Origin of the sequence: Aeromonas sp. s9, assembly GCF_040907765.1 — a bacterium.
In the GTDB taxonomy this organism is placed as follows: Bacteria; Pseudomonadota; Gammaproteobacteria; order Enterobacterales; family Aeromonadaceae; genus Aeromonas; species Aeromonas caviae.
Window position 1 is genome coordinate 32,481 of record NZ_JBFOCK010000102.1, and the last position, 18,256, is coordinate 50,736.

At 62.0% G+C, this 18,256-nt stretch carries 14 protein-coding genes; 9 read left to right on the forward strand and 5 right to left on the reverse strand.

Annotated elements, in window-relative coordinates; all coding sequences use genetic code 11:
• The first annotated feature begins 175 nt into the window (after nucleotides 1-175).
• Together AB5Y54_RS19605 and AB5Y54_RS19610 are read left to right on the forward strand one after the other, a co-directional pair.
• Entirely contained in the window at nucleotides 176-1,081 is a 906-nt protein-coding gene (locus AB5Y54_RS19605; protein ID WP_223924770.1) for a GGDEF domain-containing protein, read from the forward strand.
• A 145-nt stretch (nucleotides 1,082-1,226) separates the two neighbouring features.
• On the forward strand, nucleotides 1,227-2,390 hold the full coding sequence (locus AB5Y54_RS19610; protein ID WP_323899577.1) for a DUF1615 domain-containing protein: 1,164 nt from the start codon (nucleotides 1,227-1,229) through the stop codon (nucleotides 2,388-2,390).
• A gap of 40 nt (nucleotides 2,391-2,430) precedes the next feature.
• Here the strand turns inward: AB5Y54_RS19610 and AB5Y54_RS19615 are convergent, their stop codons facing one another.
• Nucleotides 2,431-3,429, reverse strand: coding sequence for a DUF1176 domain-containing protein (locus tag AB5Y54_RS19615; RefSeq protein ID WP_368154221.1), 999 nt, complete (start codon nucleotides 3,427-3,429; stop codon nucleotides 2,431-2,433).
• Between the two features lie 111 nt (nucleotides 3,430-3,540).
• Nucleotides 3,541-4,440, reverse strand: a complete 900-nt coding sequence (locus AB5Y54_RS19620; RefSeq protein WP_232092820.1) for an autotransporter domain-containing protein — start codon at nucleotides 4,438-4,440, stop codon at nucleotides 3,541-3,543.
• 401 nt (nucleotides 4,441-4,841) lie between these two features.
• Between AB5Y54_RS19620 and AB5Y54_RS19625 the strand changes: the two genes are divergently transcribed.
• From AB5Y54_RS19625 to AB5Y54_RS19645, 5 genes are all read left to right on the forward strand, one after another.
• Nucleotides 4,842-5,492 carry a DedA family protein gene (locus tag AB5Y54_RS19625; RefSeq protein ID WP_010675180.1) on the forward strand — a complete coding sequence of 217 codons (651 nt, stop codon included), beginning with the start codon at nucleotides 4,842-4,844 and terminating at the stop codon, nucleotides 5,490-5,492.
• Between the two features lie 245 nt (nucleotides 5,493-5,737).
• A complete protein-coding gene (locus AB5Y54_RS19630) occupies nucleotides 5,738-7,033 on the forward strand; it encodes a DEAD/DEAH box helicase (RefSeq protein WP_180344881.1) in 1,296 nt (431 codons plus the stop codon).
• Between the two features lie 114 nt (nucleotides 7,034-7,147).
• Nucleotides 7,148-7,783 (forward strand): DUF2913 family protein, encoded by a 636-nt coding sequence (locus tag AB5Y54_RS19635; RefSeq protein ID WP_041213094.1) that lies wholly within the window; start codon nucleotides 7,148-7,150, stop codon nucleotides 7,781-7,783.
• 253 nt (nucleotides 7,784-8,036) lie between these two features.
• Complete coding sequence (locus AB5Y54_RS19640) at nucleotides 8,037-9,077, forward strand: M35 family metallo-endopeptidase (protein ID WP_223931698.1); 1,041 nt, start codon at nucleotides 8,037-8,039, stop codon at nucleotides 9,075-9,077.
• Between the two features lie 44 nt (nucleotides 9,078-9,121).
• Nucleotides 9,122-9,553 carry a hypothetical protein gene (locus AB5Y54_RS19645; protein WP_041213092.1) on the forward strand — a complete coding sequence of 144 codons (432 nt, stop codon included), beginning with the start codon at nucleotides 9,122-9,124 and terminating at the stop codon, nucleotides 9,551-9,553.
• Here AB5Y54_RS19645 and AB5Y54_RS19650 read toward each other — a convergent pair.
• A complete protein-coding gene (locus tag AB5Y54_RS19650; RefSeq protein WP_223931711.1) occupies nucleotides 9,550-9,744 on the reverse strand; it encodes a hypothetical protein in 195 nt (64 codons plus the stop codon). The two genes, AB5Y54_RS19645 and AB5Y54_RS19650, sit on opposite strands and share 4 nt — an antisense overlap.
• A 61-nt stretch (nucleotides 9,745-9,805) precedes the next feature.
• Between AB5Y54_RS19650 and AB5Y54_RS19655 the strand changes: the two genes are divergently transcribed.
• Nucleotides 9,806-10,384 carry an O-methyltransferase gene (locus tag AB5Y54_RS19655; RefSeq protein WP_103858275.1) on the forward strand — a complete coding sequence of 193 codons (579 nt, stop codon included), beginning with the start codon at nucleotides 9,806-9,808 and terminating at the stop codon, nucleotides 10,382-10,384.
• 82 nt (nucleotides 10,385-10,466) lie between these two features.
• Here the strand turns inward: AB5Y54_RS19655 and AB5Y54_RS19660 are convergent, their stop codons facing one another.
• Together AB5Y54_RS19660 and gltB are read right to left on the reverse strand one after the other, a co-directional pair.
• Entirely contained in the window at nucleotides 10,467-11,882 is a 1,416-nt protein-coding gene (locus AB5Y54_RS19660) for an FAD-dependent oxidoreductase (RefSeq protein WP_042014661.1), read from the reverse strand.
• Nucleotides 11,883-11,894: 12 nt separating this feature from the next.
• Nucleotides 11,895-16,352: a glutamate synthase large subunit gene (gltB, locus tag AB5Y54_RS19665; RefSeq protein ID WP_042014659.1), complete on the reverse strand. Its 4,458-nt coding sequence runs from the start codon at nucleotides 16,350-16,352 to the stop codon at nucleotides 11,895-11,897.
• A gap of 613 nt (nucleotides 16,353-16,965) precedes the next feature.
• On the opposite strand from gltB, the gene AB5Y54_RS19670 reads away from it, so the two are divergent.
• Nucleotides 16,966-17,910 (forward strand): TIGR01212 family radical SAM protein, encoded by a 945-nt coding sequence (locus AB5Y54_RS19670; protein WP_113070079.1) that lies wholly within the window; start codon nucleotides 16,966-16,968, stop codon nucleotides 17,908-17,910.
• Nucleotides 17,911-18,256 lie beyond the last annotated feature (346 nt).

Genomic DNA, 18,256 nt, shown 5'->3' on the forward strand with positions numbered 1-18,256 from the left:
CGCCGTCCCCGTTGCAACAATCCCCTGACCCATATGGTGAGGGGATTGTTTTTTATGGAAAAATCGGCCCACAATATCAGTGATTTGCCACCAGGAATGCCGTCGGGGTTCGCTGGCGATGGCTGCCAACGGCTGCCATTCGGGATAGAAGACATGCGCGCTTGGAGCCCAAAACATGATGAAGACTCCCCTCAGGTTATCCGTTCACCCCGCCCGGTTCTTCTCGCTTCCTCCCTGCCGTCGTCTCGCGCTGGTGAGCCTGCCCTGTCTGCTGCTGCTGACGGGGATCCTGGCCGGGGTCAGCTTTGATCCCCTGGCAGAGCACAACCTCTATACCGTCGGGGCTCTGGCCGAAGCGCTCAACGTGCTGACCCTGATGTTCATGTTCTGGGTGGTGCAGTGTGCCCAGATCACCTTGAGAACCTATCTCTCCCTCACCGGCGGGCTGATCCTCTGGCTCGTTTCCGGTGTCATCGATCTGATGGATGAGGTCTATTTCCAGCCCTGGTGGCTCTCCACGGTGGAAGACAGCCTGCGCACGATCGGCATGCTGGCCTCGGCCTGGGGTGTGCTGCTGATGGTGCAACAGATGTATGGCACCCAGATGCGGCTCTCCTCTCTCGCCATGTCAGACGAGCTGACCGGGCTCTCCAATCGCCGGGCGTTTCGCGCCGTGCTGGAGGCGCACGGAGAGGAGGGGACGCCGCTCCTGCTGCTGGATCTCGATCACTTCAAGCTGATCAACGATCGCTATGGCCACGCCATCGGCGACAATGTACTGCGTGAATTCAGCACCCTGCTGCGCCAGCTCTGCCCATTGGATGGGGTGGTGGCACGCCTTGGGGGAGAGGAGTTTGCCATCTGGCTGCCCGGCATGACGGGCGACAAAGCCCGTGCGCTGGCGGAGCAGATAAGGTGCGCGACCGAAGAGCTGGTCTCAGGTGACGGGGTAAGATTCACCGTGAGCCTTGCCCTGGGTATCAGCCAGAGCGGGGAGGGGGTGGATGCCCTGCTCCAGCGCACCGATCTCGCCCTCTATCAGGCCAAGCATCTGGGACGCAACCGGGTGGAGCTGGCGTGATGGCGCCAGGGGATGCCGCAGCCAGCGGGCCAGCAGGTTCATCCGCCTTCATCTTGTCAGACTTGTTCCCTACAATGTCCGCCTCCATGCATTCGAGCCCTCTCATTCACGATGAGGGGCAGGTCCCGCTCTTCAGGAAGCCTTCATGATCCCCTCTCACTCCTTGTTTGATGTCCATTGGCGCTGGCTGTCACTGCTTTCCCTTGCCCTGCTGTCGGGTTGTGCCAGCGAGCCTCCCGCCCCGACCAGCCCGGCGACGCCGGCGGGGCACCCCATTCCCAAGGCGATGCAGCCGCAAAAACCGGCCGACATGAAGAGCCGTATCGTGCGTTTCCTGCCGCGCAGCGTGGTGGACAAGCCGGGCTGGGCCAATGACGTGGTGACGGCGCTCACCACCCAGGGGCTGACGGTGAGCGATCACAACGTCTGCAGCGTGCTGGCGGTGGCGGAGCAGGAGGCGACCTATCAGGCGGACCCCGTGGTGCCCAACCTCAACAAGATTGCCTGGAAGGAGATCAATGCCCGGGCCGGCAAGCTGCTCATCCCCGAGTTCATGGTGCGCACGGCCCTCTCCATCCAATCCCCCACTGGCAAGAGCTATGCCGAGCGCATCGACAAGCTTCGCACCGAGCGGGAGATGAGCGAGATCTTCGAAGACATGACAGGCAGCGTCCCCATGGGCAAGCAGCTCTTTGGCAACCTCAACCCGGTGCGCACCGGTGGCCCCATGCAGGTGAGCGTCGCCTTTGCCGAAGCCAACGCCCGTGGCTACCCCTATCCCGTGAAGGAGTCCATTCGCCACGAGGTGTTCACTCGTCGCGGCGGCATCTGGTTTGGCACCAAACACATCTTCGGCTATCCCGCCGACTACCCGGATACCCTCTATCGCTTCGCCGACTTCAATGCGGGCTGGTACGCGAGCCGCAATGCGGCCTTCCAGGCGGCGGTAAGCCGGGTGAGTGGCAAGCCCCTGGCCCTGGACGGGGATCTCATCCGTTACGACTCGGATTTGCCCGGCAAGACCGAACTCGCGGTCCACAGCATCGCCAGCCGCGTCAACATGAGCAAGCAGGCCATTCACCAGAGCCTGAAGCTCGGGGACACCAGCGACTTTGCCAAAAGCGATCTCTACCACAGGGTCTTCGCCCTGGCCGACAAACAGGCCGGGACACGGCAACCCCGCGCCATCTTGCCCGGTATCCAGCTAAAGAGCCCCAAGATCACCCGCAACCTCACCACCGCCTGGTTTGCCAAGCGGGTGGATGACAGGGAGCAGGCCTGCGTCAGAAAGATGGCGACCATTCGCTGATAGCCAGAGACAACAAGGGCGGCCAATGGGCCGCCCTTGTTTATTGTGATTTGACCACCTGGCTGGTCATGGTCGGTAGCTCCCAGGTTCCCCCCAGAGTGATCATGCGACAGCTACCAGTGGTGCTTTTCTCACTCTGCACGAAGGTTTGGCCGTCCCATACCCAGCTTTCGAAAGAAAAACAATCTCCTATTCCTCTTCCTTTGTGCGAGGCACTCAGTTCGCCCTCTCCATAACCGTTTGCGTAAGTGCTGATGAGGGTTGCACTGCTGGTATCAAGGTCCGTATCAATCAGAATAAATGCCGAACCGTCGTTGTAAGCGGCGAGCCAGCAGGGTATCCGGATCAAGGCTCGTTCCTGGTTCAGGGGATAGATCTGGCCATCTTCCTGATTCTCATATGCGCTGGGACAGACATCTTCATTGACGTGTTGTTTCAGCCAAGCCCTTATGCTCTGTAGCTCAGGCTTGGTGAGTGGGCGAGATAGGTTGTCTGCGGCAACGGCACCTGCATGGATCACGGGGGCCACCAAGGCCGGGGGAATAGTTGTGGTGGGTAACGAGCCCTGTTTGGTCAGGGCTGTACTGGTATTGAGACGGCCTTGGAACTCATCCATTTTGAGAAAAATGGCATAGGCACCGGCACCGGATAACGGTTCTTGGTGCTTGCTCCATTCAAATACCACCTTGCCAGTCCCTTTGATTGCTCGGACGAGCGCTGCAGTTTGGGGCTGGGTGAACGGAGTCCGCTCTTTTACGATGCCGAGCACCTCGCCATTGATGCGCAGTGTGATCAAACCATCAGCGGGGGCCGCCGGAGCCCGCTGATCAACCTCTGCGATGGCAAGCTCGGCATGCAGTGTGCCCTTGGCGCCAGCCTCTCGGGTGAGCAGAACCGAAAGTCCACCCAATTCCGCGCTGTAACCTGCCGCTCGGCATGTGCGCGTGTTGTCACAGGCCAGTTCCCAGTCCTTGTGTTGAAAAGAGAGCCCTTCAGTAAACGAGCCGAGTGCAGAGGCCAATAGTGTTGTGATGAACATTAGAGGTTTCCAGAAGCATTGGGACGGTCAGGATAGCATTCTGGAAGGTTCAAATTGAATCTTGTTTTGGGTTGACTGAGCTGTGCCGAGTGGCGTACCCCTTTGATCCGATTAGAAACTCATCGCCAGTCCGATGGAGTAGCCGCTGGTACTGTTGCTGAACATATAGCGGGCCACCAGCCGGGTGCGGGTGATGAAGATGTCGTACTTGCTGCTGTCGAGTTCGAGGCCAAGTCCCAGAGAGTTGAGGCTGTTGAAACCGAGCAGCCCCCGTTGCTGCCCCAGGTATTCGGTTCTGGCCCCTTCCAGCACGTAGCGAAGGGGCCTGTCCAGCAGGGTCCAGTCCCAGAGGGGGGCGCGGCGGCGCAGGTAAAGCCCGAGGTTTTCCGCATCGGCCTGACCGCTGACGCTCTCGGCGGTGCCGGTGAAGCTTTGCAGATGCTGGTAGGAGTAGCGCAGCTCGGCATCGATGTCCTGGGCGGCGGAGAAGAGCTCATAGTCCAGCATCAATGAGCCGCCGAGGCCGTAGACATTGAGGGTGCCGCCGTCGAGGAAGTCCAGATTCTTGCCGCTTCTGTGCTCGAGCAGGGCGGCCCCGATGCGAAGGTCGCTGGCCACCGTGCCCAGGGTGACATTGGCGATGGGCCGCAGCACCAGATTGCCACCAAAGCGATCCCGGTGGACGCCGACATCCCAGCCGATGCCGCCGGTGGCGCTCAGGCTGTTCCATTTGGTGGGAATGGTGCGGGTCTCGTTGCCATCGGTGAACACGAACTGGGGATCGTAGCGGCTGTAGCCCAGGGTGCCCTCCAGATAGAGGGGAACATCCTCGCTCAGGGTGGCGCCACCCCCGAGCTGGGTGATGGTGAGGGCAGAGGTGTCGTTGGTGCCGCTGCCGATATTCAGGTTGCTGGCGGTGATATCCGGCACCACGGCGTAGCTCATCAGGGAGACGACGGCGTTGGCGCGCTGTTGAACCAGGCTCTCGCCGCTGGCGCGGGCCTTTGTCATAAGACCGACAGAGACGCCGGCAATAACCGCCAGCAAGGAAAGTGTGTGAGAAGAGAGCTGTCTTGCCATACCTGGCTCCATGAGTACCCCGTCCATTGGGGCATGTTCACACTGTAACGGGTTTCATCTGGCTTGGCAGCCAGGCAAGGGCCGACCCGTCCTGTTTTGGGGGGGGCGCATTGGCCTGATGGGCCAAGCTGCCCTCGCTTTGGCGGGGGCAGGGGGCCGCGAGAAGGGTGAACCGCTGGGCAGAAATCACAGACATTAATTTATTGTTCAGTTCCCCGGGTGTATAAGAGGCCTCCCATACGAACATTGGGGTGGTAGCAGGGATGGATTACCAGACGGGGCCTTCGGGTCATCATGACGAATGCGCATTACGTTGATGGGAGTCACACCAGATGCAGGACATGCTGCTTGCCATATGGCATCAGGATTTTGATCAGCTTATACAAATGCAGGCAATCGGTCTGCTCGTCACCTGTCTGGTGGTGATCCTCTTCCTTGAATCGAGCTTCGTCTTTCTGCCCCTGCCCGGTGACAGCCTGGTGCTGCTGGCGGGCGGTCTGGTGGGCATGGGGGTGCTGGGGCCCGAGGTGACCTTGCTCTATCTGCCGCTCGCGGCCGGGATAGGGAGCGTGCTCGCCTACTGGCAGGGGCAGGCACTGCATGGCACCCGTTTCATGGGCCATGTGGAGCGAATGATCCCGGAAGGGAGCCTGCCCAGGGCCTCCCGGCTGCTGGATCGTTACGGCTTCTGGGCCATGTTCGTGTCCCGTTTCATCCCCTTCGTGAGAGTGTTGACCCCCATGTTGATGGGAGTCTCCCGCCTGCACCTGCTGCGGGTGGCCGTGGCGAGTTTTGCCAGCGCCTTCCTCTGGTCCCTGGTACTGAGCATGGTGGGCAAGATGGTGATGGCGACCCCGGTCTTTGCCCATCATCAGGAGCTGCTGACCAAGTGCCTGCTCGTCACCTCTTTCGGGCTGTTCGTCATCGCGGTGGCGGCCATCGGCATGCGGCTGCTCAAGCGTCCGAGCAAGCGGGTGCGCTGATCTCACTGCCCGGGCTGCGCCTGCAGCCGCGTCTGGAGAGCGCAGCCCCCGGAAAAATACAAGCCATTTGAGGCGGCATTCCTGTCGCTTATCTGTTACACTTCGCGCCCGCCATTTTCCGGCTCATCTTCTGATCTGATGTCAGACCCAGCCGTCCTTGGCTCCACGCCTCGCCGATGCCAGGCCACACGCCGGCCCAGGCCACCCACGCCAACTACAGCTCCGCTGGAACACAGGAACCCAACATGAGATTTGAATCGTTCGATTTTGCCCCCGAGATTTTGCGCGCCATCTCAGATTGCGGTTATCAGGAGATGACCCCTGTGCAGAGCCAGGCCATCCCGGCCATTCGCCGTGGTCGCGATGTGCTGGCCAGTGCCCAGACCGGTACCGGCAAGACAGCCGCCTTTGCGTTGCCCATCCTGCAACGCCTGGTAGACAACCCGGCGCCGGTGCAGCCTTCCAATGCCCGCGTGCTGATCCTGACCCCGACCCGCGAGCTGGCGGCCCAGGTGGCGAGCAATATCAACGATTTCGCCAAGTATCTGGGGATCTCCACCCTCACCATCGTGGGTGGTGGCAAACAGGATGTGCAGGCCAAGAAGCTCAAAGCGGGCGCACACATCATAGTGGCCACCCCTGGCCGTCTGCTCGAGCACCTCACCGCCTGCAACCTGAGCCTCTCCGGGGTCGAGACTCTGGTGCTGGACGAGGCGGATCGCATCCTCGACATGGGCTTTAGCGCCGATGTGCAGCAGATCCTGCAGGCGGTCAACAAGACACGCCAGAACCTGCTCTTCTCCGCCACCTTCTCCGAGGCGGTGAAAAAGCTGGCCAACCTCATGCTGGACAAACCCCAGGTGGTGGCCGTCGACAAGCAGAACTCCACTGCCGACACCGTGAGCCACACCGTCTATCCGGTGGAACAGAAGCGCAAGCGCGAGCTGCTCTCCGAGCTTATCGGCAAGCAGAACTGGCAGCAGGTGCTGGTGTTTGCCAGCACCCGCGAGAGCTGCGATGAACTGGTGGAGGAGCTCAACCTCGACGGCATCAAGTCTGCCGTGGTGCACGGTGACAAGGCCCAGGGGAGCCGTCGCCGCGCCTTGCGTGAATTCACCGAAGGCAAGCTGCGGGTGCTGGTGGCCACCGAGGTGGCCGCCCGCGGCCTGGACATTCCGAGCCTGGAATACGTGGTCAACTATGATCTGCCGTTCCTCGCGGAAGATTACGTGCACCGTATCGGCCGAACCGGTCGCGCTGGCAAGAGCGGCATGGCCATCTCCTTCGTCAGTCGCGAGGAGGAGCGCACCCTGCTTGAGATCGAGGCCCTCATCGGCCAGAAGATCCGCCGCATCATGGTGCCGGGTTACGAGGTGAGCAGCCGTGACGACCTCATCAAGCAGTTGCAGGAGCGCCGCCGCTTCGGCAAGCGCCCGCAGCGTGAAGACAATGCCGCCGCCCAGGCCATGGCCGAGGCGAAACTGCAAGGTCAGCGCCTCAAGCGTCTGGCGGCGGCCAAGAAGCCCCGTCAGCCGAAATAAGGCAACGTCGCACCCTCCCGGTCGGGGAGGGGCGTTTACTCTCCAAAGGCGCCACTGGCGCCTTTGTGCTGTCGATGACGCGGCCCCTGGCCGCCCCGTTTCAGAGGATCCGAGATGACCCTTCCTGCTTACAATCAGGCTCTGCTCGAGATGGCCCGCCAGAGCCTGGCGGAGCTGGAGCGCACCGCTGCCCAGAAGACGGGCAAACGCACCCCCGCCCAGGAGAGCCACTTTCTCTGTACCTGGATGGCGGATTCTCTCAAGGAGAAACGCTTCTCTCGGCTGGTGATGGAGGATCTCAAGGCCTGGGTGCAACTGGGGCGGACGCTGGGGGCGGGGGCCGATCTCAAGGGGCTGCTTGAGCGGGTGCAGCGCCAGTATGAGCGTGCCATGCATGAGCCGGTACAGCTGGGGGCGCGCCTGGCCGATCTGCTTTTGGCGCTGGAGGGGGCGGGCTGGCTGGTGTTCACCGACAGCGAACTGAACACCCGGCAGCGGCTGCTGAGCCAGGGGCAATCCAGCCTGATCATCTCGGCCAGCGAGTATCAGGGCCATATCGAGGGAGGTGAGCTGGTCAAGCCCCTCACCCTCTATGTGCGCGGGGACGAGCAGGTACTGGCCGAGGCGGCATTTGCCCGGGGCCTGCTGCTGAGCCAGGGCAACAAGAAAACCACCCTGGTCAAGCACCACAAGGCCTATCGGCTGATGCCGGGCAACGCGCAGCCTGCCCTGGCGCTGCTGTCCTCCTGATCCCGCCTTCTCATCCCGTCACCCGGCCCTGCGCCGGGTTTTTTTATGGCAAATGCCCCCCACGGGGTTGCCTGCACGCTCGGGCCGGGCGGGCAATCTTTGTCGCAGCCAAGGAGCTCCCCCTCTGATGGGGGGCGTCCCCCATATGGAGGGATGGTGGGGTGGTGCTTCTGCTCTAGGGTGGATGGGCCCCAAAGAGGGCCTTAAAGGAAGCAGACCGCCTGACAAGGCGACACTCAATGAATGAGGAAACATGATGAAAGCGACTCCAATTGCCCTGTTGCTGGCCGGCGTGCTGGCGTCCCCGCTCTGCGCCGCCGGACTCGATGCCCGGCTCACTCTGGTGGAGGGCAGCACAGACGATGTGCGCGTCAACCTGACCCTGACCAACACCGGGGAGAAGCCGGTTCGTCTGCTCAAATGGCAACTACCGGGCAGCGAGGATGCTCCCCTGTTCCAGGTGGAGCGTGACGGCCAGCCGGTGGATTACGAAGGGGCCCTGATCAAGCGGGCCGCCCCGAGTGACAAGGACTACCAACTGCTCAAGGCAGGCCAGAGCCTGACTGTGCAGGCGGAGGTCTCCGGTCTCTACGACATGAGCGCCCAGGGCCAGTACAGCATCCGTTACCTGCTGCCGACCGTGGCGCAGGAGGGGAAAGCGGCCAAGGCCAAACAGGCCCAGGCGAGCGAGTCCAATGCCGTGACCCTCTGGGTGGACGGGGTGAGCGATGATCGGGTGCTGGCCAAGGCGGCGGTGGCCGAGCCCCAGGCGGTGAGCGCCTCGGTCAGCTTCAGCGGCCGTTGCACCAACACCCAGAAGAGCGACATCCTGGCGGCGCTTGATGCCGCGAGTGGCATCGCCAACAACTCCAGCAGCTACCTCGCGGTGGACAAGCCGAATGGGCAGCGCTACCGCAGCTGGTTTGGCGCCTATGACGCCACCCTCTGGAACCAGGCCGAGACCAACTTCAGCAAGATCAAGGATGCCATCGACAACAAGCCGCTCACCTTCGACTGCGGTTGCAAGCAGAGCTACTTTGCCTATGTCTATCCGGACCAGCCCTACAAGGTCTATCTGTGCAAGAGCTTCTGGACAGCGCCGGTCACCGGGACCGATTCCCGCGCCGGCACCATTGTCCACGAGCTGAGCCACTTCAACGTGGTGGCGGGCACCGACGATCTGGGATACGGTCAGGCCAATGCGCGCAATCTGGCGAGCACGGATCCCCAGAAGGCCCTGAACAACGCCGACAACCACGAATATTTCGCCGAGAATACCCCGAGCGAAAATTGAGTTGCAAACAGGGGCCGGATGGCCCCTTTTTTGACGGAGGCACCATGATGACACTCTTGCTCACCACCCTGGCACTGGCGCCCTTGCAGTGCGAGCTGTCGGTCAGCGCAGAGAGCGGGGTGAACGAACCCCTGCCCCTGGTGATGACCCTGACCAACCGGGGGGAGACGCCCCTCGAGGTATTGACCTGGTTCACCCCCTTCGAGGGGTGGTTTGCCGATGCCATCGACCTGACCCGCGATGGGCAGCCGCTGGACTATCGAGGGCCGCTTGCCAAGCGAGGTACCCCCGGGGACGGCGACTTCCTGCACCTGGGGGCAGGGGAGCAGAGCCAGGCCGATGCGGATCTGGCGCAGGCCTACGATCTGTCCCAACCGGGCCGCTACCGGCTCAGCTATCGTGCTCAGCCCCTGACGTTGACCAAGGGCGTGGCGCCCAGCTGCCCCGCCATCGACTTTACCCGGGTGGCCCCCTAGGCGATCTGCGGCTTGCCCTTGGTATCCAGCAGCCCGACGGCGCGGATGGCCACCGCCAGACTGCGTGACGATTGGCTTTCCCGCCAGCAGCAGTGCACCAGCGTGATCACATGGTGAGCCAGGGTGTTGTCTTTATCCGGATGACGCAGGGGATGGGCCACCGAGTGGGTCGATAGCAAAATGATGAACATGAGGGGCGGTCCAGCCATGCCATGCACCGGGCCGACTCGTTTACACCGTCAAGGAGGAGACATGGCACTGGAACAACTGAAACGGGAGCTGGAGCGCTTTGGCGAGCAGAATGACGGCGCGCAACACTCCCGTGGCAGCAAGATGCTCAACATTACCCGCGACACCGGCGAACTGCTGGCGGTGCTGGTGCAGACGAGGGGGGCGCAGGCTGTGCTGGAGATCGGCACCTCCAACGGTTACTCCACCCTCTGGCTGGCCGAGGCAGTGAAACGGCTGGGGGGCCGGGTCACCACCATCGAGCTGGACGAGGGCAAACGGACCATGGCGGCGACCAACTTTGAGCGGGCCGGGCTCACTCCCTGGATTGAGCAGTTGGCGGGGGAGGCCGGCAGCCTGTTGCCCTGCCTGCCGACGGCGGGCTATCAGCTCATCTTCCTCGACTCCGAGCGCCGCCACTACCAGGCCTGGTGGCCCGAGATCCAGCGCCTGCTTGCCCCTCGTGGCCTGCTGGTGGTGGACAATGCCATCTCCCATGAGGACGAGATGAGGGAGTGGATGGCACAGGTGCGGCGTGACCCCGATTTCCTGACTTCCCTGGTGCCGGTGGGCAAGGGGGAGTTTCTGGTGGTGCGGTGCTAGAGCGCAGCACCAAAGCCAGGCATAAAAAAACAGCCCCGCACGAGCGGGGCTGTTTGCATGACAGCGTGGTTGCGACGGCAGATCACACGGCCAGGTAGTCCATGATCCCTTCGGCCGCCTTGCGACCCTCATAAATGGCGGTCACCACCAGATCCGAGCCGCGCACCGCGTCACCACCGGCGAACACCTTGGGGTTGCTGGTCTGGAAGGCGTACTCGGCCTTCTCGGGCGCTTTGATGCGATCCCGGCCGTCGAGCTCGACGCCGTGCTCTGCCATCCAGGGCTGGGGGTTGGGCTGGAAGCCGAACGCCATCACCACCGCATCGGCGGGCAGCACCTGCTCGGAGCCTTCAATGACCACAGGATTGCGGCGGCCATTGGCATCGGGGGCGCCGAGCTCGGTGCTCACCACCTTGATGCCGCAGGTGCGGCCGTGGGCGTCCAGCTCCACGCCGATGGGCTGGAGGTTGAACATGAATTCCACCCCTTCCTCCTGGGCGTTTTTCACCTCCCGCTTGGATCCTGGCATGTTCTCGGCATCCCGGCGGTAGGCGCAGATCACCCGATCGGCCCCCTGGCGGATGGCGGTGCGCACGCAGTCCATGGCGGTGTCGCCGCCCCCCAGCACCACTACCTGCTTGCCGGCGAAGTCGATGTAATCGGCTTGCGCCTTCTCAAAGCCCAGCAAGCGATTGGCGTTGGAGATGAGGTAGGGCAGGGCGTCGTAGACCCCCGGCGCCTCTTCGTTGGCAAAGCCGCCCTTCATGTACTTGTAGGTGCCGACCCCGAGGAAGACCGCATCGAACTCGCCGAGCAGATCGGCGAAGGTGACGTCACGGCCCACTTCGGTCTCGAGACGAAACTCCACCCCCATCCCCTCGAAGATCTCGCGGCGGCGTTGCATCACCTCTTTCTCCAGCTTGAAGGAGGGGATACCGAAGGTGAGCAGGCCACCGATCTCCGGGTACTTGTCGAACACCACAGGGGTGACGCCATTGCGTGCCAGCACGTCGGCACAGGCAAGGCCCGCGGGGCCCGCACCAATGACGGCGACCCGCTTGCCGGTCTTGACCACCTTGGAGAGATCCGGGCGCCAGCCCATCTCGAACGCCTTGTCGGTGATGTATTTTTCGATGTTGCCGATGGTCACGGCGCCGAATCTGTCGTTGAGGGTGCAGGCACCCTCACACAGTCTGTCTTGCGGGCAAACGCGGCCACATACCTCCGGCAGGCTGTTGGTCTGGTGGGAGAGCTCCACCGCCTCCAGAATGCGTCCCTCGTTGGCCAGCTTCAGCCAGTTGGGGATGTAGTTGTGTACCGGGCACTTCCACTCGCAATAGGGGTTGCCGCAGTCGAGGCAGCGATCTGCCTGCATGCCGACCTGGGCCTGGTTGAAGGGCTCGTAGATCTCCACGAACTGGATCTTGCGGATCTTGAGCGGCTTCTTGGGCGGGTCGACCCGCTGGACATCGATAAACTGGAATACGTTCTGGCTCATAGGGTTCCCTCCTTATTGCGCCTGGATTCTGAGTTCTGCACTGGAACGGCTGGTGTGGCCAAGCAGCGATTTGACGTCGCTGGACTTGGGTTTGATCAGCCTGAACTTGGGCACATAGGAGTCGAAGTTGGCCAGGATCTCCTCGGCACGCGAGCTGCCTGTCTCGTTGAGGTGCGCCGTGATGATACCGCGCAGGTGCTCCTGGTGGATGGCCAGATCCGCCACCTCCAGCAGTTCGACCAGCTCGGGGTTGGTGCGCTTGGCAAAGTTGCCGCACTCGTCGAGCACGTAGGCAAAACCGCCTGTCATGCCCGCCGCGAAGTTGACACCGGTCTTGCCGAGCACGGTGACGATGCCGCCTGTCATGTATTCACAGCCGTTGTCGCCAATCCCCTCGACCACCGCCAAGGCCCCTGAGTTGCGCACCGCGAACCGCTCGCCTGCGGTCCCTGCGGCATAGAGCTTGCCGCCGGTGGCGCCATAGAGGCAGGTGTTGCCGATGATGGCCGCCTCGTGGGATTTGAACGCCACGCCGACGTGGGGTTTGATCACCAGCTTGCCGCCGGTCATCCCCTTGCCCACGTAGTCGTTGGCATCCCCGGTGAGGATCATCTCAAGGCCACCGGCGTTCCAGACACCGAAGCTCTGGCCGGCGGTGCCGTTGAAGTGCACCTTGACCGGATCGGCTGCCATGCCCTGGTTGCCGTGGCGCTTGACGATTTCGCCGGACAGACGCGCACCCACGGAGCGGTCGGTGTTGCGGATGTCGTAGCGGAACTCGCCGCCACTCATGTTTTCCACCGCGTCCAGCAGGTCTTCCACCATCTTGAGGTTCAAGGGCCCCTTGTCGAAGGTGGGGTTGTGCTGCTGGCTGAACAGACTGGAGCCTGCCGGTGCAACCGGGGCCGCCAGGATGCCGGACAAGTCCAGCTTGGCCTGACGGGCGGTGAGGCCGGGCAGGGCTTCCAGCAGGTCGGTACGACCGATGAGGTCGGTGAGCTGGGTGACGCCAAGCTCGGCCATCAGCTCGCGCGTCTCCTCGGCGATGAACTTGAAGTAGTTCATCACCATCTCCGGCAGGCCGGTGAAGTGTTCGCGGCGCAGCTTCTCATCCTGGGTGGCGACGCCGGTGGCGCAGTTGTTCAGGTGGCAGATACGCAGGTATTTGCAACCGAGCGCCACCATGGGGCCGGTACCGAAGCCAAAGCTCTCGGCGCCGAGGATGGCCGCCTTGATGATGTCCAGACCGGTCTTGAGGCCGCCATCCACCTGCAGGCGCACCTTGTGGCGCAGGCCGTTGGCCACCAGCGCCTGTTGGGTTTCGGCCAGGCCCAGCTCCCAGGGGGATCCGGCGTATTTGACCGAGGTGAGCGGGCTGGCGCCGGTGCCGCCGTCGTAGCCGGAGACGGTAATGAAGTCCGCATAGGCCTTGGCCACGCCACAGGCGATGGTGCCGACGCCAGGTTCGGACACCAGTTTCACCGACACCAGGCAGTTCGGGTTGATCTGCTTGATGTCGAAGATGAGCTGGGCCAGATCCTCGATGGAGTAGATGTCGTGGTGGGGCGGCGGGGAGATCAGGGTCACGCCGGGCACCGAGTAGCGCAGCTGGGCGATTTGCGCGGTGACCTTGTCTCCGGGCAGCTGGCCCCCTTCACCGGGCTTGGCACCCTGGGCGACTTTTATCTGCACCACGTCCGCGTTCATCAGGTAGTGCGGGGTGACGCCAAAGCGACCGGAAGCCACCTGCTTGATGCGAGAGTTCTTCTCGGTACCAAAACGCTTGGGATCTTCACCGCCTTCGCCGGAGTTGCTCTGACCGCCGAGGCGGTTCATGGCGATGGCCAGGGCCTCGTGGGCTTCAGGGCCGAGGGCGCCGATGGACATGGCCGCGGAGTCGAAGCGGGGGAACAGCCTGGCGGCTGGCTCCACCTGATCCAGCGCAACCGGGGTGGTGCCCTGTTTGAGCGACAGCAGATCTCGCAGGGTCGCCACCGGGCGCTCGTTCACCAGACGGGCATACTCCTTGTAATCGGCGTAGTTGCCGGAGCGCACCGCCACTTGCAGGGTCTGCACCACGTCCGGGTTGTAGGTGTGGTACTCGCCACCGTGGACGAATTTCAAGAGGCCGCCCTGGGTCAGCGGCTTGCGGCCGAGCCAGGCCAGACGGGACAGATTGATCTGATCCTGCTGGATGTCGGCAAAGTCGGCACCCTGGATGCGGCTCGATACGCCGCGGAAGCAGAGTTCGACAACAGCCTTGGAGAGGCCCACCGCCTCAAACAGCTGGGAGCAGCGGTAGCTTGCCACCGTGCTGATGCCCATCTTGGACATCACCTTGTAGAGGCCCTTGTTGATGCCGTTGCGGTAGTTGAGCATGGCCTGGCGCAGGCTCATCTTGAGCACGCCTTCCTCTACCTGCTTGGCGAGGGTCTCGTAGGCGAGATAGGGGTAGATGGCGGTGGCGCCAAAGCCCAGCAGCACGGCGAAGTGGTGCGGGTCGCGCACGCTCGCGGTCTCCACCAGGATATTGGCGTCGCAGCGCAGGTTGTTGTCCACCAGGGTACGCTGCACCGCACCCACCGCCATGGCGGCCGGGATGGGCAGGGTATCCGGGCTGATGTCCCGGTCTGACAATACCAGCAGCACCGCGCCGCTGCGGGCCGCTTCAGCTGCCTCGTGGCAGAGGCGCTCGAGGGCGGCTTGCAGCCCCTCTTCGGGCAGGTAGTTGAGGCTCAGCACCGCATGGCGGTAGTGCTCCCCTTCCAGGGCCAGCAACTGATGGAAGTCGGAGTAGAGCAGGATCGGCGACTGGAACAGCACCCGGTGGGCGTGACCGAAGGTCTCGTTGAACACGTTCTGTTCGCGGCCGATACAGGTGGCCAGGGACATGACGTGATTTTCCCGCAGGGGATCGATGGGCGGGTTGGTCACCTGGGCGAACATCTGGCGGAAGTAGTCGTACAGGGTACGCTGGCTGGAGGAGAGCACCGCCATCGGGGTGTCATCCCCCATGGAGCCCACTGCCTCCTGGCCATTCTCGCCGAGCACGCGGATCACCTGATCCAGCTCTTCAAAGGAGTAGCCGAACAGCTTCTGGTAAGTCTTGAGCCGGTCATCCGGGAATTCGCGCGACCCCGTGCTGGCATCGTCCATCTGCTCGAAGGGCACCAGGCGCTTGCAGTGCTTGTCCATCCACTGCTTGTAGGTGTGACGGCTCTTGAGATCGTCGTCAATTTCGAAGCTGGTCCAGATCTTGCCGTTGCTGGTATCGACCACGAACAGCTCCCCCGGGCCGACACGGCCCTTCTCCAGCACTTCGTCCGGGGTGTAGTCCCAGGTGCCCACTTCGGAGGCCAGCGTGATGAACTTGTCCTTGGTGATGACGTAACGTGCCGGACGCAGACCGTTTCTGTCGAGTGCGCAGGTGGCGTAACGACCGTCGGTCATGACGATGCCGGCCGGGCCGTCCCAGGGCTCCATGTGCATGGAGTTGAAGTCGTAGAAGGCGCGCAGGTCGTCATCCATGTTCGGGTGCTTCTGCCACGCAGGCGGGATCAAGAGACGCATGGCACGGAACAGGTCCATGCCGCCGGCCAGGAAGAGATCCAGCATGTTGTCGAGGCTGGAGGAATCCGATCCCGTGGTGTTGACGAAGGGGGCGGCCTCTTGTAGATCGGGGATCAGCGGGGTGGCGAACTTGTAGCTGCGCGCCTTGGCCCACTGGCGGTTGCCGGCAATGGTGTTGATCTCGCCGTTGTGGGCGAGGTAGCGGAACGGCTGCGCCAGCGGCCAGCGTGGGCTGGTGTTGGTGGAGAAACGCTGGTGGAACACGCAGATGGCGGCCTGCATGCGGATGTCGGCCAGATCCAGATAGAAGCGCGGCAAATCCACCGGCATGCACAGTCCCTTGTAGACGGTGACCAGGTTGGAAAGGCTGACCACATAGAAGTAGTCGTCGCTGATGCGCTTCTCGATGCGGCGGCGCACGATATAGAGGCGGCGCTCGAGATCCTTGTCGACCCAGCCCGGGGGCGCGTTGACAAAGACCTGTTCAATGCTGGGCAGGGACGCCTTGGCGATGGAACCGAGTACGTTGGTATCGATGGGCACCTTGCGCCAGCCGACCAGACTCAGGGTCTCTCTTTCCAGCTCCTCGTCGATGATGTCGCGAGTGGCCTGGGCCAGGATGGGATCGGGGTTGAGGAACAGCATGCCGACCGCGTAGTTGCGGCCCAGGTGCCATCCCTTCTCTTCGGCGACCGCTCTAAAGAAGCTGTCGGGTTTTTGCAGCAACAGGCCGCAGCCGTCGCCGGTCTTGCCATCGGCGGAGATACCGCCGCGGTGCTGCATGCGAGCCAAGGCTGACATCGCGAGACGGACAAGCTTGTGGCTGGCTTCCCCTTCCATGTGGGCCAACAGGCCGAAGCCACAGTTATCCCTCTCCAGCTTTGGATCATATAGTGACATTGCATTTCTCCCTTGCTCGGCCTTCCATCGCACTGTCATCAACAGACTGCATAAATTGCGATTGGCTCTTGTGGTTCCGTCCGCCTGAGGTGGCGAATCTCCAAACTAATGGGATTTTCGGGCAAGGTCAATTGGACATCCCGCTTGTTTGCAATGTTACATCGCCATAACAAAATGTGGGTTTTTGAGACTCAATCAGCATTTTTGTGTATTTATGACTGCTTTTTATTTATTTGTTGGCTTTATGTTCTGGTTATGGACGGTTTGGTGGTTGACTGCATGGTGGCGGAAAACTGTAGTAATTTTACAAAGTCATCTCTGGTGTGCTTGGCGGGGATCACATTTCAGGATCCTGCGTCTTGCATTTGTCCATAAGCAGACTAAACAGGATTTTTTCAGTAGTTACAGCCGGTTATGGGCGAGAGGTTATGACACTATTCTCCAGGTTGCAGGAGTGACAGGTTGTCAAAAGTGACCGTGAATGCCGACTGTTGGGTATTTATCGCATCTAACGTGAATATTTATATGATTTTTGGGTAGAGAGCGGGATTGATCCAGCGCAGCCTGCCCGCCGGGCTGCGTCGCTAGAATGACACCTCATTTCGGAGGTGTCATGCAGTTACACGAACTCATCAATACATTTGGCCAGGATCTCAAGCAACGCCACGGCCAGAAGATCCACAAACTCTCCATCCACGGGGCCTTTACCTGCCCCAACCGGGACGGCACCCTGGGCCGGGGTGGCTGCACTTTCTGCAATGTCTCCTCCTTTGCCGACGAGTCGGCCCAGCAACTCTCCGTGGTGCAGCAACTGCTGGCACGCCGGGACGAGGTGACCCGGGCCAGGCGCTATCTGGCCTACTTTCAGGCCTATACCAGTACCTATGCCGAAGTGGAGTACCTTCAGCGCATGTATGAAGAAGCCTTGTCGGTGAGCGACATGGTGGGGCTCTGCGTCGGAACTCGCCCTGATTGTGTACCCGATGCGGTGCTGGATCTGCTGGCAGGTTATCAGGCCCGCGGCTACGAGGTGTGGCTGGAGCTCGGGCTGCAGAGCGCCAACGACAAGACGTTGCAACGCATCAATCGGGGCCACGGCTATGCCGCTTATGCCGATGCCGTTGCCCGAGCCCATCTGCGGGGCATCAAGGTGTGTGCCCACCTCATCGTCGGCCTGCCCGGCGAGGCGCCGATGGACAGCCTGGAAACCCTGCACCGTGTCGTGGAGACCGGCGTCGAGGGGATCAAGCTTCACCCACTGCATGTGGTGGAGGGGAGCACCCTTGGCAAGGCGTGGCAGGCGGGACGGCTGGATGTGTTGACGATGGAGCAGTATGTGGCGGCGGCGGTCGCCATGATCCAGTACACGCCTCCCGAGGTGGTCTATCACAGGGTCTCGGCGTCGGCGCGCCGCCCGACCCTGCTGGCCCCCGCCTGGTGCGAGAATCGCTGGAGCGCCATGACCGCCATTGCCGCGGCGCTGGCACGCTCAGGCCCTCAGGGGCACTGCCTGGGACGCCCTTTTTCTCTCCCTTCCACGGGCGAGTGCCAACTCTAATTTCGTCAAAAAAACAGTGGGTTATTAGATGAAATTCAGTCTTTGGAGTATAGTTTCGTTCAAGTCACCTTGATAAGATGGTCGGCTTGAAAAAAGATATAGTTATCAATAACTCTTTGCAGTTTGTATACCGGGCGGTGTCTCTTCGAACCGGGTGGCATATTTCTTGGCAACACCAGGTGCCTGGTATGTCCCCTCCGTTTCCGGCATGAAAATCTGTGAGGGAGGCGAGACATGCAGTGTCCCGGCTCTGTGCGCTAATCGGGTTGTGGGTCTGGGTGGCGAGGTCTGTTCTGTTTTTCCGGATCGCCGCCGGGCTTTGGATATTCGGCCCCGAGACAACCTT

What these genes read in the sequence shown, in the direction of transcription:
- AB5Y54_RS19610 (WP_323899577.1), top strand. Translation starts at nt 1,227, where the DNA reads ATGATCCCCTCTCACTCCTTGTTTGATGTCCATTGGCGCTGGCTGTCA.
- AB5Y54_RS19620 (WP_232092820.1), bottom strand. Translation starts at nt 4,440, where the DNA reads ATGACAAAGGCCCGCGCCAGCGGCGAGAGCCTGGTTCAACAGCGCGCC.
- AB5Y54_RS19615 (WP_368154221.1), bottom strand. Translation starts at nt 3,429, where the DNA reads ATGTTCATCACAACACTATTGGCCTCTGCACTCGGCTCGTTTACTGAA.
- AB5Y54_RS19650 (WP_223931711.1), bottom strand. Translation starts at nt 9,744, where the DNA reads ATGTTCATCATTTTGCTATCGACCCACTCGGTGGCCCATCCCCTGCGT.
- AB5Y54_RS19655 (WP_103858275.1), top strand. Translation starts at nt 9,806, where the DNA reads ATGGCACTGGAACAACTGAAACGGGAGCTGGAGCGCTTTGGCGAGCAG.
- AB5Y54_RS19645 (WP_041213092.1), top strand. Translation starts at nt 9,122, where the DNA reads ATGATGACACTCTTGCTCACCACCCTGGCACTGGCGCCCTTGCAGTGC.
- AB5Y54_RS19630 (WP_180344881.1), top strand. Translation starts at nt 5,738, where the DNA reads ATGAGATTTGAATCGTTCGATTTTGCCCCCGAGATTTTGCGCGCCATC.
- AB5Y54_RS19635 (WP_041213094.1), top strand. Translation starts at nt 7,148, where the DNA reads ATGACCCTTCCTGCTTACAATCAGGCTCTGCTCGAGATGGCCCGCCAG.
- AB5Y54_RS19625 (WP_010675180.1), top strand. Translation starts at nt 4,842, where the DNA reads ATGCAGGACATGCTGCTTGCCATATGGCATCAGGATTTTGATCAGCTT.
- AB5Y54_RS19640 (WP_223931698.1), top strand. Translation starts at nt 8,037, where the DNA reads ATGATGAAAGCGACTCCAATTGCCCTGTTGCTGGCCGGCGTGCTGGCG.
- AB5Y54_RS19605 (WP_223924770.1), top strand. Translation starts at nt 176, where the DNA reads ATGATGAAGACTCCCCTCAGGTTATCCGTTCACCCCGCCCGGTTCTTC.
- AB5Y54_RS19660 (WP_042014661.1), bottom strand. Translation starts at nt 11,882, where the DNA reads ATGAGCCAGAACGTATTCCAGTTTATCGATGTCCAGCGGGTCGACCCG.
- AB5Y54_RS19670 (WP_113070079.1), top strand. Translation starts at nt 16,966, where the DNA reads ATGCAGTTACACGAACTCATCAATACATTTGGCCAGGATCTCAAGCAA.
- gltB (WP_042014659.1), bottom strand. Translation starts at nt 16,352, where the DNA reads ATGTCACTATATGATCCAAAGCTGGAGAGGGATAACTGTGGCTTCGGC.